This window comes from Streptomyces physcomitrii, from assembly GCF_012273655.1.
Lineage (GTDB): Bacteria > Actinomycetota > Actinomycetes > Streptomycetales > Streptomycetaceae > Streptomyces > Streptomyces physcomitrii.
The window spans coordinates 461,137-474,888 of record NZ_JAAWWP010000001.1; the positions used below are offsets into that span (position 1 = coordinate 461,137).

Annotated in this window: 15 protein-coding genes; 8 read left to right on the top strand and 7 right to left on the bottom strand. The window is 73.5% G+C overall.

The annotated features are described in order from the left end of the window. Nucleotides 1–130: 130 nt before the first annotated feature. Nucleotides 131–739 (top strand): MarC family protein, encoded by a 609-nt coding sequence (locus tag HFV08_RS01880; protein ID WP_040248607.1) that lies wholly within the window; start codon nucleotides 131–133, stop codon nucleotides 737–739. 141 nt (nucleotides 740–880) lie between these two features. On the opposite strand, the gene HFV08_RS01885 is transcribed toward HFV08_RS01880, so the two are convergent. Further along, nucleotides 881–1,027, bottom strand: coding sequence for a DUF8834 family protein (locus HFV08_RS01885; RefSeq protein WP_163011107.1), 147 nt, complete (start codon nucleotides 1,025–1,027; stop codon nucleotides 881–883). Between the two features lie 271 nt (nucleotides 1,028–1,298). Between HFV08_RS01885 and HFV08_RS01890 the strand changes: the two genes are divergently transcribed. The 3 genes from HFV08_RS01890 (at nucleotide 1,299) to HFV08_RS01900 (ending at nucleotide 3,518) form a co-directional block, all read left to right on the top strand. Then, nucleotides 1,299–2,207 (top strand): NYN domain-containing protein, encoded by a 909-nt coding sequence (locus HFV08_RS01890; RefSeq protein ID WP_168535123.1) that lies wholly within the window; start codon nucleotides 1,299–1,301, stop codon nucleotides 2,205–2,207. Between the two features lie 169 nt (nucleotides 2,208–2,376). Further along, nucleotides 2,377–2,781: a hypothetical protein gene (locus HFV08_RS01895; RefSeq protein ID WP_168535125.1), complete on the top strand. Its 405-nt coding sequence runs from the start codon at nucleotides 2,377–2,379 to the stop codon at nucleotides 2,779–2,781. 32 nt (nucleotides 2,782–2,813) lie between these two features. Then, a complete protein-coding gene (locus HFV08_RS01900; RefSeq protein ID WP_168535127.1) occupies nucleotides 2,814–3,518 on the top strand; it encodes a Clp protease N-terminal domain-containing protein in 705 nt (234 codons plus the stop codon). 73 nt (nucleotides 3,519–3,591) lie between these two features. Here the strand turns inward: HFV08_RS01900 and HFV08_RS01905 are convergent, their stop codons facing one another. Continuing rightward, a complete protein-coding gene (locus tag HFV08_RS01905) occupies nucleotides 3,592–4,536 on the bottom strand; it encodes an alpha/beta fold hydrolase (RefSeq protein WP_168535129.1) in 945 nt (314 codons plus the stop codon). A 164-nt stretch (nucleotides 4,537–4,700) separates the two neighbouring features. Between HFV08_RS01905 and HFV08_RS01910 the strand changes: the two genes are divergently transcribed. Next, a complete protein-coding gene (locus HFV08_RS01910) occupies nucleotides 4,701–5,498 on the top strand; it encodes an ArsR/SmtB family transcription factor (protein ID WP_168535131.1) in 798 nt (265 codons plus the stop codon). 125 nt (nucleotides 5,499–5,623) lie between these two features. Here HFV08_RS01910 and HFV08_RS01915 read toward each other — a convergent pair whose 3' ends face one another. Next, the gene (locus tag HFV08_RS01915; protein ID WP_168535133.1) at nucleotides 5,624–7,543 is read right to left on the bottom strand and encodes a DEAD/DEAH box helicase; all 1,920 of its coding nucleotides are present in this window, start codon (nucleotides 7,541–7,543) and stop codon (nucleotides 5,624–5,626) included. Between the two features lie 348 nt (nucleotides 7,544–7,891). Between HFV08_RS01915 and HFV08_RS01920 the strand changes: the two genes are divergently transcribed. Then, on the top strand, nucleotides 7,892–8,620 hold the full coding sequence (locus tag HFV08_RS01920) for a ferritin-like fold-containing protein (RefSeq protein ID WP_168535135.1): 729 nt from the start codon (nucleotides 7,892–7,894) through the stop codon (nucleotides 8,618–8,620). A 42-nt stretch (nucleotides 8,621–8,662) separates the two neighbouring features. On the opposite strand, the gene HFV08_RS01925 is transcribed toward HFV08_RS01920, so the two are convergent. The 4 genes from HFV08_RS01925 to HFV08_RS01940 form a co-directional block, all read right to left on the bottom strand. After that, nucleotides 8,663–8,926 carry a hypothetical protein gene (locus HFV08_RS01925; protein WP_168535137.1) on the bottom strand — a complete coding sequence of 88 codons (264 nt, stop codon included), beginning with the start codon at nucleotides 8,924–8,926 and terminating at the stop codon, nucleotides 8,663–8,665. Between the two features lie 284 nt (nucleotides 8,927–9,210). Beyond that, the gene (locus tag HFV08_RS01930; RefSeq protein ID WP_040248593.1) at nucleotides 9,211–9,438 is read right to left on the bottom strand and encodes a DUF3107 domain-containing protein; all 228 of its coding nucleotides are present in this window, start codon (nucleotides 9,436–9,438) and stop codon (nucleotides 9,211–9,213) included. Between the two features lie 184 nt (nucleotides 9,439–9,622). Beyond that, complete coding sequence (locus tag HFV08_RS01935; RefSeq protein ID WP_168535139.1) at nucleotides 9,623–10,252, bottom strand: TetR/AcrR family transcriptional regulator; 630 nt, start codon at nucleotides 10,250–10,252, stop codon at nucleotides 9,623–9,625. Nucleotides 10,253–10,460: 208 nt separating this feature from the next. Beyond that, a complete protein-coding gene (locus HFV08_RS01940) occupies nucleotides 10,461–10,685 on the bottom strand; it encodes a hypothetical protein (RefSeq protein WP_168535141.1) in 225 nt (74 codons plus the stop codon). Nucleotides 10,686–10,989: 304 nt separating this feature from the next. Between HFV08_RS01940 and HFV08_RS01945 the strand changes: the two genes are divergently transcribed. Both HFV08_RS01945 and HFV08_RS32630 read left to right on the top strand, forming a co-directional pair. Continuing rightward, a complete protein-coding gene (locus HFV08_RS01945; protein WP_168535143.1) occupies nucleotides 10,990–11,967 on the top strand; it encodes an alpha/beta fold hydrolase in 978 nt (325 codons plus the stop codon). Between the two features lie 843 nt (nucleotides 11,968–12,810). Further along, nucleotides 12,811–13,716 carry a DUF3152 domain-containing protein gene (locus HFV08_RS32630; protein WP_446696841.1) on the top strand — a complete coding sequence of 302 codons (906 nt, stop codon included), beginning with the start codon at nucleotides 12,811–12,813 and terminating at the stop codon, nucleotides 13,714–13,716. Nucleotides 13,717–13,752: the final 36 nt, after the last annotated feature.

Here is a 13,752-nt window from a genome sequence, read left to right on the forward strand (position 1 = left end):
CCGGGACGCTTCCCGTACGGTCCGGCCGCCACCCCGCGGCCGGTTCGCCCTGCCCGGCACGCCCCGGCCCCTGCCGCCCGTGCCCGGCCCCCCGTTGTCCACCGTTCCACCGCTCCCGCAAGGCTCTCCCGTGTTCGATGTCGCCGTATTCGCCTCTCTCTTCGTCACCCTCTTCGTGATCATGGACCCGCCCGGGATCACGCCGATCTTCCTCGCGCTGACCGCGGGACGGCCCGCCAAGGTGCAGCGCCGGATGGCCTTCCAGGCGGTCTGCGTGGCCTTCGGTGTGATCGCCGTCTTCGGGCTGCTCGGCCACCAGATCCTGGACTACCTGCATGTCTCGGTGCCCGCCCTGATGATCGCGGGCGGGCTGCTGCTCCTGCTGATCGCCCTCGACCTGCTCACCGGCAAGACCGACGAGCCGAAGCAGACCAAGGAGGTCAATGTCGCGCTCGTCCCGCTCGGCATGCCGCTGCTCGCCGGGCCCGGGGCGATCGTCTCGGTGATCCTCGCGGTGCAGGACGCGGACGGCTTCGACGCGCAGTTCTCGGTCTGGGCGGCGATCGCGCTGATCCATGTCGTGCTCTGGCTGGTGATGCGCTACTCGCTGCTGATCATCCGGGTCATCCGGGACGGCGGCGTGGTCCTGGTGACCCGGCTCGCCGGGATGATGCTCTCGGCGCTCGCCGTGCAGCAGATCATCAACGGCGTGACCCAGGTGGTGCAGGGCGGCGCCTGACCCCCGCACGGGCGAAGCCCCCGCCCGCTCCGTGGAGCGTGCGGGGGCTTCGGCGTTCTGGCTGCCTGCCCGCGGGGGCGGCATGGGACGGCGTACGGACAACAGCGAAGTGCTCGGTAACGGCCGTGCGGGGTACGGGAATTACGAGGCCGCTTCGGCGGGCCGGATGTAGAGGCGCTGCCCGGTGGCGGCGGCCTGCTGCACGATCCCGTTGACGGAGGCGGCGTCCACGACGGTGCTGTCGATCGCGGCACCGGCGTCGTCGAGGCGCATGATTTCGAAGCGCACAGGCTTCTCCCTTCCTCGGGTGATCCTCCTGGCGGAGAACTACTGCCGCGGGCACGATTCTCTGCCCGCGGGTGGATCGGGGCGGTTGCCCGCCCGTGAAGAGTGGATTGCGAGGCCGCTCGGGGCCTCGCGCACACTCCCTACAACCGGCTGGAGTACCCAATGATTCCCTACGCTAAAGAAAATTTTCGCGTATCTAATTACTGACACGTAAGCATCGCGGTCCTCGCGGCTTGTGCACCCCGTGCCGCCGCCCGGACAATGGGCCGCGATGAACGAGGACAACCGAGTCGACCAGCCCGCCCTCGCGGCCCGCCTGGACCGCACCAACGAACTGCTGCAACGCGTGCTCGCCGAGGTGGCCAAGACCCCCTCCACCCACGCGATCTTCGTGGACGCGGGATACGTCTACGCCGCCGCCGGGCGCCTGGTCGCGGGCACCGAGGACCGGCGCTCCTTCGACCTCGACGCGGAAGGGCTCATCGAGGCGCTGATCGACAAGGCCCGCACCCTCTTCGCCGACAGCAGGCTGCTGCGCGTCTACTGGTACGACGGCGCCCGCCGCCGCATCCACACCGCCGAGCAGCAGTCGATCGCCGAACTGCCCGACGTCAAGGTCCGCCTCGGCAACCTCAACGCCAACAACCAGCAGAAGGGCGTCGACTCCCTCATCCGCAGCGACCTGGAGTCCCTGGCCCGGCACCGCGCCATCAGCGACGCCGCCCTGATCGGCGGCGACGAGGACCTGGTCTCGGCGGTCGAGGCCGCCCAGGGCTACGGCGCCCGCGTCCACCTCTGGGGCATCGAGGCCCCGGACGCGCGCAACCAGGCCGAGCCGCTGCTCTGGGAGGTCGACAGCCAGCGCACCTTCGACCTCGACTTCTTCAAGCCGTACGTCACCCGCCGCACCCTGAGCGTCCCCGAGACCCCCACCGGGCAGCGGCCCACCCGGGAGGACGTCCGCTTCGTCGGGGCCCAGATCGCCGCCCGCTGGCTGGCCGCCAAGGGGCGCGAGTCGCTCGCCGAGCTGCTGCCGGGGCATCCCTATCTGCCGGGTTCGGTGGACCAGGACCTCCTGGTGGAGGCGGAGGGGCTGCTCCAGTATTCGCTGCGCGGCCAGTCCGACCTGCGGCGCGTCCTGCGGGACGGCTTCTGGGAGCACGTACAGACGCTGTACTGAGCGGACGGGCGGACGCCGTACTGATTGGACGGGCGCGCGGGCGGGTGCCGGAGCCGAGTGCCGATCGGCCCCCGGGGGTCCGTCCGCCCCCGGGCCGCCCCTGGCGGCGCTGCCGCCCGGCACGCAGGATGGGGGCACCACCGACGCCGTTCCGAGAGGCCGCGCCCGTATGAACGCCCCGCCGCCCCACCCGCCCCCGGGGCCACGACTGCCCCGGCAGCCGCAGGGACCGGAGGCCTGGCCGGACCGGTGGCCGCCCCAGCCGCCGCTGCGGCCCGCCAAGGCCTGGTACCTCCTGGTCGCGCTGCTGATGATGTGCGGGGCGGGCTTCACCGGACTGGGCGTGGTGGCGGGACTCTTCCTCAAGGCGGGCAAGTGGGCGGCCTGCGACATCACCGCGGACTGCGCCCACCACCCGAACGACCCCGGCTACCGAGAGCCCGGCTATCCGCTCTGGCCCTTCGTGACGGCCGCGGTCCTCGCCGCGCTCGCGCTCGCCCTCTTCCTCCTGGTCTTCCTGGCCCGCCGCCGCAACGCGCGCGCCGAGGGCGGCCAATCGTCAAGAACGGATTGACGATCCGCTCATCGTCAATCTACGCTTGACGCATGAGTCCACTCGACATCAGCCTCGCCGACCTGATCGCCCGCCTCGACGAAGAGTTCCCCGACGCCGACCACCTGGCCCGCATCAGCGAGGCCCAGCTGCGCAATCAGACCCTGGCCGACCTCGGTGACCAGCTCGTCGACCACTACGTGGGCCGGGCCAAGCGCGCCGGTGCCTCCTGGAGCGAGGTCGGCGAGGCCATCGGGGTGTCCAAGCAGGCCGCCCAGCAACGCCATTCGCCCGCCCCCTTCGACCGGTTCACCGAACGCAACCGGCACGGCATCGTGCTGGCCCAGGAGGCCGCCCGCACCCACAAGCACGACTTCATCGGCACCGAACACCTCCTGCTCGGCCTGCTCGGCGAACGCCAGGGCCTGGCCTACGAGATGCTGCTCGCCGAGGCCGGCTCGGAGCGGCGCGTCCGCGAGGCGGTCGAGGCGGCGCTGCCCCCGGCCGGGAAGAAGGCGCCGCGGGGGCACATCGCCTTCCGGCCGGAGAGCAAGGAGGCCATCGAGCAGGCCCTCGCCGCCGCGGTCGAACTCGGCCACGACCGGGTCGGCACCGAGCACTCGCTCCTCGGCCTGATCCGCGTCGAGGCGAGCCCGGCCGCGGGAATCCTGCGCGAACTCGGCTTCACGCCCGAGGAGTTGCGCGAGACCGTCCGGGCCGAGGCCGCCCGGCGCTCGGCCGCGAGCGAGGAGGGGTAGCACGACGGCCGCCGAGGAGCCCGGCGAGCCGCGCTCCGGGCGCCGTCGCCGCCGGGTGCCGGACGGCCACCGGTCAGCCCTTCTCCTCGTACGAGTGCGCCTCGTCCCCCTCGTACGGGTCCACCTCGTCCCAGAAGGCCGCGAGCGCCGTCGCCGTCGGCTTCGGCCGGTCGGTGTTGGGGGAGTGGTCGGCGCCCGGCACGATCGTGCGCCGGGCGCCGAGCCGCAGCGCCATCTCGTCCAGGAGCGGCACCGGCCAGATGCCGTCGGTGGCGCCGGAGATCACGTGCAGCGGCAGCGGAACCCGGGCGAGTTCCCCGACCCGGTCCGGCTCGGTGCACAACTGCTGTCCGGTGGCGAGGAGTTGGGCCGGTGAGGTGAGCAGCCAGCGGCGCCGGAAGCGGTCCGGGTCGGCGGCCTCGGGCTGCTGCCGCCCGGGGCCCGGGTCGAGCACGCCCTCGTCGACGCCGGGCTCGCCCTCCTCCTGCGCCTCGAAGGCCTGGACGGCCTCCCAGACCTCGGCCATGTCGATCTCGCCGAGCACGCTGCCGAGCAGCCGCACCCGCTCCTGCTGCGCGGCCGAGATCTCGGCGGGGCCGGAGGACATCAGGGTCAGGGAGCGGAAGGGCGTGTGGTCGTCCAGTACCGCGGCCCGGGCGATCTGTCCGCCGAGCGAGTGCCCGAGCAGGTGCAGGGGAGTGCCGAGCGCGGCCGCCTGGGCGTGCACATCGGCGGCCAACTCGGCCTGCGCGTACGCCGATTGGTCGTCCTTCGGGCCGGCGGACTCGTGCTGGCCGCGGCCGTCCACGGCGACCGTGCGGTACCCGGCCGCGTTGAGGATCTCGTGCAGCGGGCCGAAGTCCTCCTTGGAGCCGGTGTAGCCGGGCAGCAGCAGGGCCGTGCCGCGGACCCGCTCGGTGGCGGCGGGGGCGTCCACCACGGCGAAGCCGCCGCGGGCGGTCTCCAGCCGGTAGACGCGGGCGCGGGGCGGCGGGGCGAAGGTCGGGGGCCTGCTCATGCGCCGAAGGCTATCCGGCGGTCCGGTGCGGGCGTACGGGCCCCGGCCTTTGACATGCAGCCGGATGGCTGCCTATCGTGAAAAGGCAGCCATCCGGCTGCATGTTCCTCCTCGGCGGCGCGCGCCGACGGAGGACGGAACCGGCAACCCTGAGGAGGCGGGCGATGGACGAGGTCTTCAAGGCGCTGGCCGACGCCAGCCGCCGCAGGCTGCTCGACAGCCTCAACCTCCGCGACGGGCAGAGCCTGCGCGAACTGTGCACCGGCCTCGACATGGCCCGGCAGTCGGTGAGCAAGCACCTGGCGGTCCTGGAGGCGGCCAACCTCATCACCACCGTCCGGCGTGGCCGCGAGAAGTTCCACTACCTCAACGCGGTGCCGATCAACGCCATCGCCGAGCGGTGGATCACCCGGTACGACCGGGCGCGGGCCGGCGCGCTCGCCGATCTCAAGACCGCATTGGAGCAGCAACCCATGGCACACAGCGAGGAGTTCGTCTACACGACGTACATCAGGACCACGCCCGAACGCCTCTGGCAGGCGCTGACCGACCCCGCCTTCACTCGGCGGTACTGGGGCGTCACCTTCGGCACCGACTGGCAGCCGGGCGCCACGATGAGCTGGGAGCAGTCCGGGGTGACGGTCAGCGACCCGGAGCAGGTGGTCCTCGCCGCCGAGCCCGGCCGCAGGCTCGCGTACACCTGGCACACCTTCACCCCGGAGTTCGCCGAGTCCGTCTCGATGAGCGAGGAGGTGCGGGCGCGGATGGCGGCCGAGCCGCGGTCCCGGGTGACCTTCGAGATCGAGCCGCTCGGCGAGACGGTCAGGCTCACCGTGACCCACGAGGGCTTCGGACCCGACAGCACCGTCCTGGAGTCGGTGCGCACCGGCTGGCCCCCACTGCTCTCCGGCCTCAAGACCCTCCTGGAGACCGGCGAGGAACTGCCCGCCCCGCGGTCCTGAGCGCCCCCGGGTACGCGAACGGCCCGGATCCCTCGCGGGGTCCGGGCCGTCCGGTTGCTGCCTCAAGTCCCGTACCGCGTCGGCGCCTTACCGTCTGCGCGCCCAGCGGCTGGAGTGCGGCGGGCTCAGCCCTCCACGGCCGCCTCGGCGACCGGGGCGCTCTCCGCGCTCTTACGGGCGCGGGTGCGGCGGCGCGGCTTGGCGGCCTCGCCCTCCGCGGTGGCCGCGGGCTGCTCGGCACCCTCGGCGGCGGACGCCTTGGCGCGGGTGCGGCGCCGGGGCTTGGCCTCCGCGCCGTCCTGCTGGGCGGGCACCTCGGCGGCCTGCGCGGCCGGGGCCGCCTCGGTCGCCGACTCGGCGCTCTTGCGGGTCCGGCGGCGGCGCGGCTTGGCGGCCTCGCCCTCGGCGGTCTCGACGGCCGCCACGGCGGCGGTCTCCGGCTGCTGCGGGGCGGCCGTCTCGGACGCCGCGCCCGCGCGGGTGCGGCGGCGACGGCGCGGGGTGCGCGGCTCGCCGGACTCCTCGGCGGCGGGCGCCTCGGTGGCCGGTGCCCCGGCGGTGCCGGTGGCCTCGTCCGCCAGGCCGCCGCGGGTGCGGCGACGGCGGCGCGGGGTGCGCGCCGGGCGCTCGCGCTCCCGCTCCTGGGTACGCGGCGCGCGGCCGCGGCCCCCGGTCTCGCCGAGGTCCTCGACCTCCTCGGCACCGAGTCCGGCGCGGGTCCGCTCGGAGCGGGGCAGTACGCCCTTGGTGCCCGCGGGGATGCGGAGCTCCTCGAAGAGGTGCGGGGAGGTGGAGTAGGTCTCGACCGGGTCGTTGAAGGCCAGGTCCAGCGCCTTGTTGATGAGCTGCCAGCGCGGGATGTCGTCCCAGTCGACCAGGGTGATCGCGGTGCCGGAATTGCCGGCCCGGCCGGTCCGCCCGATGCGGTGGAGGTAGGTCTTCTCCTCCTCCGGGCACTGGTAGTTGATGACGTGCGTGACGCCCCCGACGTCGATGCCGCGGGCGGCGACGTCGGTGCAGACGAGCACGTCCACCTTGCCGTTGCGGAAGGCGCGCAGCGCCTGCTCGCGGGCGCCCTGGCCCAGGTCGCCGTGGACCGCGCCGGAGGCGAAGCCGCGGCGCTGGAGCTGCTCGGCGATGTCGGCGGCGGTGCGCTTGGTGCGGCAGAAGATCATCGCCAGACCGCGGCCCTCGGCCTGCAGTATCCGGGCGACCATCTCCGGCTTGTCCATCGAGTGCGCCCGGAAGACGTGCTGGGCGGTGTTGGCGACGGTGGCGCCCTCGTCGTCCGGCGCGGTGGCGCGGATGTGCGTGGGCTGCGACATGTAGCGGCGGGCGAGGCCGATCACGGCGCCCGGCATGGTGGCCGAGAACAGCATCGTCTGGCGGCGCACCGGCAGCAGGTTGATGATCTTCTCGACGTCGGGCAGGAAGCCCAGGTCGAGCATCTCGTCGGCCTCGTCCAGGACCAGGCTCTTCACATGGCCGAGGTTGAGCTTCTTCTGGCCCGCGAGGTCGAGCAGCCGCCCGGGGGTGCCGACGATGACGTCGACGCCCTTGCGGAGCGCCTCCACCTGGGGCTCGTAGGCGCGGCCGCCGTAGATCGCGAGGACCCGGACGTTGCGCACCTTGCCCGCGGTGAGCAGGTCGTTGGTGACCTGGGTGCACAGCTCGCGGGTGGGGACGACGACGAGGGCCTGCGGGGCGTCGGTGAGGTCCTCGGGGGTGGCCCGGCCGGACTCCACGTCGGCGGGTACGGTGACCCGCTCCAGGAGGGGCAGGCCGAAGCCGAGGGTCTTGCCGGTGCCGGTCTTGGCCTGGCCGATCACATCGGTGCCGGAGAGGGCGACCGGGAGGGTCAGCTCCTGGATCGGGAAGGGAGTGGTGATGCCGACGGCCTCCAGGGCCTCGGCGGTCTCGGCGAGGATGCCGAGGTCTCGGAAAGTCGTGGTCTGCGTAGGCTCGGTACTCAGGGTGATGCCTCTTCTGTGAGACGCGGCGCGAGGCGAACGCGGGGGTCGTGACCGTGCCGGGAAACCGGCCACCTGCGAGGCGGGCCGAGTGGCAAGGGACCACTGCCGACGCTCGAGCGCTCTTACCGCGGAGGGCCCCTCCTGAGCCGTACGCGACTGTGCCGTACCGCCGGAGGGCTGTCGGGTCGGAGCCGATCGGGCCACCGACCGGGCATCCTCATTCGTGACTGCCCGCCGGGACGCGTCGCCAGTCCGCCGACCCGGAGAAGGCCGGGCGGAATGGCCGCGCAATCCTGCGGGCGCTTTACCACCATACCCCGGATTGACGCATCTGCGAATGGCCGATCGACTCACGTAGCCGTCGTCACACTCGATGACCAGGAACTTCCGGGCCGCGGAGAGACGGCTATCGTGCACTCCATGACGACGCCTGACAACGCCTCCGCCGAGCCCGCCCCCGTCGCTTCGCAGGACTGGGCGGCGGCCTCCCGCAACCCGCAGTACCGCGCGGCGGTGGTCGACCTGCTCGGGGCGCTCGCCTACGGCGAACTGGCCGCCTTCGAGCGGCTCGCGGAGGACGCGAAGCTGGCGCCGAGCCTCGCGGACAAGGCGGAGCTGGCCAAGATGGCCTCGGCGGAGTTCCACCACTTCGAGCGGCTGCGGGACCGGCTGTCCTCGATCGGCGCGGTACCGGGCGAGGCCATGGAGCCCTTCGTCTCCGCGCTGGACGGCTTCCACCGCCAGACCGCGCCCTCGGACTGGCTGGAGGGTCTGGTCAAGGCCTACGTCGGCGACTCGATCGCCAGCGACTTCTACCGCGAGGTGGCCACCCGCCTCGACTCGGACACCCGCGACCTGGTGCTCGGGGTCCTCGACGACACCGGCCACGCCAGCTTCGCGGTGGAGAAGGTGCGCGCCGCGATCGAGGCCGACTCCCGGGTCGGCGGGCGGCTCGCGCTCTGGGCCCGCCGCCTGATGGGCGAGGCGCTCTCGCAGTCGCAGCGGGTGGTGGCGGACCGCGACGCGCTCTCCACGATGCTCGTCGGCGGCCTCGCGGACGGCTTCGACCTCGCCGAGGTCGGCAAGATGTTCTCGCGGATCACCGAGGCCCACACCAAGCGGATGGCCGCCCTCGGCCTCGCGGCCTGAGCACTCGTCCGGCGCGCGCCGGGGCCGCGGGACGTACGCGGCTCAGGCGTGCGCGGAGTGGCGCATCCGGCGGGGCCTGATCAGCAGCGAGAGCACCGCCGCGGCCACCAGGACACCGCCCGCCAGGGTGGCGAGCAGATGACCCGCGCCGAGCGCGCTGTGGGTGAGGAAGGCGCCGAGCAGTCCGCCCGCGAGCCCGGTGGGCAGCACCAGATTCCGGCCGGGAAGCCGGTCCGCGAGCAGGCGTCCGGCCAGATAGGCCAGGGTCAGGCCGAGAAGTGCGGAGCCGAGCGCCTCGACGATCATGAGTGGTCCCTCCCGCGCAGGCCAGGTGCGTAACGGTCACTGCCGGTCTACCCCCCGACGGCAAAGCGCAACCCTGCCCTGTGGGGAGGATGTGCCCGCACGGTGCGTACGGGGTGCGCACCGCTCCGTACGCCGCGGGCGGCGAAACCCGCGGCCCGCGGCGAAGCCACGGAGCACACGGCGCAGTCCCGCAGGACGGCACGGCGAAGGCCCGGCGGTCGACGGACCACCGGGCCTTCCTCCGTGCGCGGGCCTTGCCGCGGCCGTTCACCGGCCGGGAGGCCTCAGAGTGCGCTGAAGCCCACCTTGCGGGCGGTGGGCTCGCCGATCTCCACGTACGCGAGCTTCTCCGAGGGCACCAGGACCTTGCGGCCGTGGTCGTCCACGAGGCTCAGCAGGGGCGACTTGCCCGCCAGGGCCTCGGCCACCGCGGCCTCGACCTCCTCGGCGCTCTGGCCGCTCTCCAGAACGATCTCGCGCGGCGCGTACTGCACGCCGATCTTGACCTCCACGGCTTTGTCCCTCCGACGGTCAGTGATGTGCGCGGCCGTCCGCGCGGTACCTGGCACACCCTAGCCGGGCCGCGAGACCCCTCAGGCGCCGTGCGCACATGCCGGTAGCGAACACCGGACGGGAACAGCGCGGGGGCGGCGGCGCGGCCGGGCCGACGTCTGGTCGGTGAGCCGGAACCGGCGCCTAGTTGGTGAGCGGGAAACCGGCGATGCCGCGCCAGGCGAGCGAGGTCAGCAGCTCCACCGCCTTGTCGCGCGGGATGCCGCTCTTGCTGGAGAGCCAGTAGCGGGCGACCACCTGGGAGACCCCGCCGAGGGCCACGGCGAGCAGCATCGACTCCTGCTCGGGCAGACCGGTGTCCTCGGCGATCACCGCGGAGATGGCCTGCGCGCAGTCGAGGCCGACCCGCTCCACCCGCTCGCGCACCGCGGGCTCGTTGGTCAGGTCCGACTCGAAGACCAGCCGGAAGGCGCCGCCCTCGTCCTCCACGTACGCGAAGTAGGCGTCCATGGTGGCCGCCACCCGCAGCTTGTTGTCGTTGGTGGAGGCCAGCGCCGCCCGGACCGCCTGGAGCAGCGCCTCGCAGTGCTGGTCGAGAAGGGCCAGGTACAGGTCCAGCTTGCCCGGGAAGTGCTGGTAGAGCACGGGCTTGCTGACGCCCGCGCGCTCGGCGATGTCGTCCATCGCCGCCGCGTGGTAACCCTGGGCGACGAAGACCTCCTGGGCCGCGCCCAGGAGCTGGTTGCGGCGGGCCCGCCGCGGCAGCCGTGTTCCCCGCGGGCGTGCTGCCTCTGTCTGCTCTGTGGCTGTCACGCCGCCTCCCAAGATCGACCGGGCGCGAGGTGCGCCGGCACGCCATCGTACTTTTCGGTAACCCGGCTGTGCGTGGTGCGGGCACAGAAATTCAGGCCGGGGCCGGGCCGGAATGGGGCGATAGCCAGGCAAAAGGTGAGGTCCGGCCGCCGCCATGGAGGAAATCGTGACGCTGCCCCGGGACCTCGGCGGTGCCCGCCGGCGGTCCTCAGCGGTAGTCGTCCTCGTCCAGGGCGACCACCCGGGACTGCTCCGCGCGGTCCGCCTCGTCCGCCTCGTCGGTGGAGCGGTCGGGGGGTACCGGTTCGTCCCGCAGCGGGGCGAGGTCGGCCTGCTGCTCCGCCGCGTCGCCCTCGGAGGCCTCGACCTCCTCGGGGTTCGCGGGGACGGTGCCTGCCTCGAAGGTCTCGGGGTCGGTCGGGTCGACGGTCATATGTCCTCTTCCCGGGTCGCGGTCCGCGGCTGCCGGGCGCGTGCCCGGTGCGGGGCCGGGTACACCAGCCGCTCCGTCCGCGTCCGTAGCCGTTCCGGCGGTGTGTGCCTGCTTCCGGCGGCGATCGTCTGCGTGTCCCTGCCGCGGCAGCCCGGCGAACACCGGCGACACCCGCGTACGAATGTGCCCATTTTGCCCCGGGGAGCCGCCCTTACGAGGGTAGGAGACGGTTCAAACCCGCGCCAGGCAATCTGTGACGCCGAACACACGGTTCTGTGCGTGATCGTCTCGTAACATTGCCCCCATGTCTTCGACCGACCTGCCCGGCGCACTCGCCGCCGCCGTACCCACACCGGCCCCGGTGCGGGCCGCCGAGGGCGAGCAGGTGCGGTCGGTCGCGCTGCCGGGGCTCTCCCTGACGGTGCGCGCCCGCCCGCCCGCCGCCGAGGGACTGCCGCGGGCGCTGTACGTGCACGGGCTCGGCGGTTCCTCGACGAACTGGTCGGCGCTGATGCGGCTGCTCGACACCGCGGTGGACGGCGAGGCGCTCGACCTGCCGGGCTTCGGGCACTCCCCGCCGCCGGACGACGGCGACTACTCGATCAGCGGCCACTGCCGCGCGGTCATCCGCTACCTCGACTCCCGCGGCCGGGAGCCGGTGCACCTGCTCGGCAACTCCATGGGCGGGGCCGTCGCCACCCGGGTCGCGGCCCTGCGCCCCGATCTGGTGCGCACCCTCACCCTGGTCTCCCCGGCCCTGCCGGAGCTGCGGGTTCAGCGCACCGCGGTGCCGACCGGACTGCTCGCGGTGCCCGGAGTGGCCAGGCTCTTCACCCGCATCAGCCGCGACTGGACCCCCGAGCAGCGAGTACGCGGCGTGATGGCCCTCTGCTACGGGGACCCGCGCCGGGTCACCCCCGAGGAAGTCACCGCCGCCGTCGAGGAGATGGAGCGGCGACTCGCCCTTCCGTACTTCTGGGACGCCATGGCACGCTCGGCTCGTGGCATCGTCAACGCCTATACGCTCAGCGGCCGGTACGGCCTGTGGCGGCAGGCCGAACGGGTCCTCGCACCCACGCTCCTCGTCTACGGCGGCCGGGACCAACTGGTCGCCTTTCGCATGGCCCGGCGGGCCGCCCGCGCCTTCCGCGACGCCCGACTGCTCACCCTGCCGGAGGCCGGACACGTGGCGATGATGGAATACCCGGACACCGTGGCCGACGCCTTCCGCGAACTCCTCGCGGAGACAGGCGAGTTGAGCCGCACGGCGACGGGGAGCTGAGGCAGGGAAGTGGGACGTCACAGGCGCCGCGGACCGGCGGACAACAGCGACACAGGTGCCCTCCCGGTGGTCCCGGGCGCGGCCGGCGGCAGAGGCCGCAGGCGCCGCGACGGCGCCACCGACACCCCGCCCGACGGCACCCCCGCCCTCCGCCCCGAAGCGGCCCCGGCCCCACGCCCCACCCCCGCTCCCCGCCCCACCACCGGCCCCTCGGGGGCCACCCCACGCCCCTCGGGGGCCACCCCACCCCCCGGCACCCCCCGCCCCCGCACCGAGGGCACCCCCGCGCACGGCACCCCCCGCGCCTCCTTCGACGGCACCCCGGCACACGGGACGCCTCGCCCGCCGTTCGACGGCACCCCGGCACACGGAATGCCCCGGCCCCCTTTCGACGGCACCCCCGCCCAGGGCACCCCCCGTCCTCGCATCGACGGAACTCCCGCGCACGGCACGCCCCGCCCGCCCTTCGACGGCACTCCTGCCCACGGCACCCCCAGGGTCCGCGGCGGGCACCCCGAGCAGCGGGAGGCCGGGGGCGGCTGGGGCCGTCTCGGCGGGGGGCCGGGGCAGGCGGGTCCGCCGCGCGGTTCCGCTCCGACCGCTCCTCCCGGGCGGCCGGTCCCCTCCGCCCCGTCCGCTCCGGCCCAGGCGACCACCTCCGGTCGCGGGGCCGCCTTCATACCCGCGCCTCGTCCCGGCGGTCCGCGTCAGGATTACCTCGACGCCTTCGACGACGAGTCCGTGTTCACTCCGCGCAGCGGAGCCCCCACCTCGTCCGCCACCGGGTCCTCCACCGCTCTTCCCCCCGACCCGACCCCGGCAGCTGAACCGGAGGACGAAGACGTGGCACTCGACACGCGGACGACACCGCGGACTCCTGACGACACCGCCGACACCGCCGACCAGGGCCCCGGCGAGCCCCGCCGGGCCCGCGCGCGCAGCAAGAGCCGGGCCATGACCGGAATCGCCGCCGCGGCGGTGACCACCGTGCTGGCCGTCGTGGTCGCCGGGCAGTTCACCGGCCGCGACGATGACGCCCGGGCGCAGGGCGCCGCGGGCGGCGAGCGCGACAAGGAGGACTCGGCCTCGCGCTCCGACCGCAGGCCCACCCCCGCCGACAGCAAGCCGCACGCGGACCCGAAGCCGGTGACGTACGCGGAGAAGATGGCGACGGTCTTCCCGCTGGACGCGAAGCTGGACGGTCCCGGCGACTTCGAGGCGGTGCCCGGCTTCGCCAAGGCGCCCGGCAAGGGCCAGCTCTTCCGCTACCGGATCGATGTGGAGAAGGGGCTCGGCCTGGACAGCCGCCTGTTCGCCACCGCGGTGCAGAAGACCCTGAACGACGAGCGGAGCTGGGCGCACGGCGGCGGCCGGACCTTCGAGCGGGTCTCCTCCGGCACCCCCGACTTCGTGATCACCCTGGCGAGTCCGGGGACCACCGCGGACTGGTGCGCCAAGTCAGGACTCGACACCACCCAGGACAATGTCTCCTGCGACTCGGCGGCCACCGACCGGGTCATGATCAACGCCTACCGCTGGGCGCAGGGCGCGGAGACCTTCGGCGACAAGCTGATCCACCCGTACCGGCAGATGCTGATCAACCACGAGGTCGGCCACCGGCTCGGCTTCAACCATGTGACCTGCACCCGGGACGGCGCCCTCGCGCCGGTCATGCAGCAGCAGACCAAGTTCCTCAGCTACGAGGGCATCAGCTGCAAGCCCAACGCCTGGGTGTATCCCAACAGTTGAGGGGCGCGGGAGGCGAGTGCGCCGGATCCGCGTTGA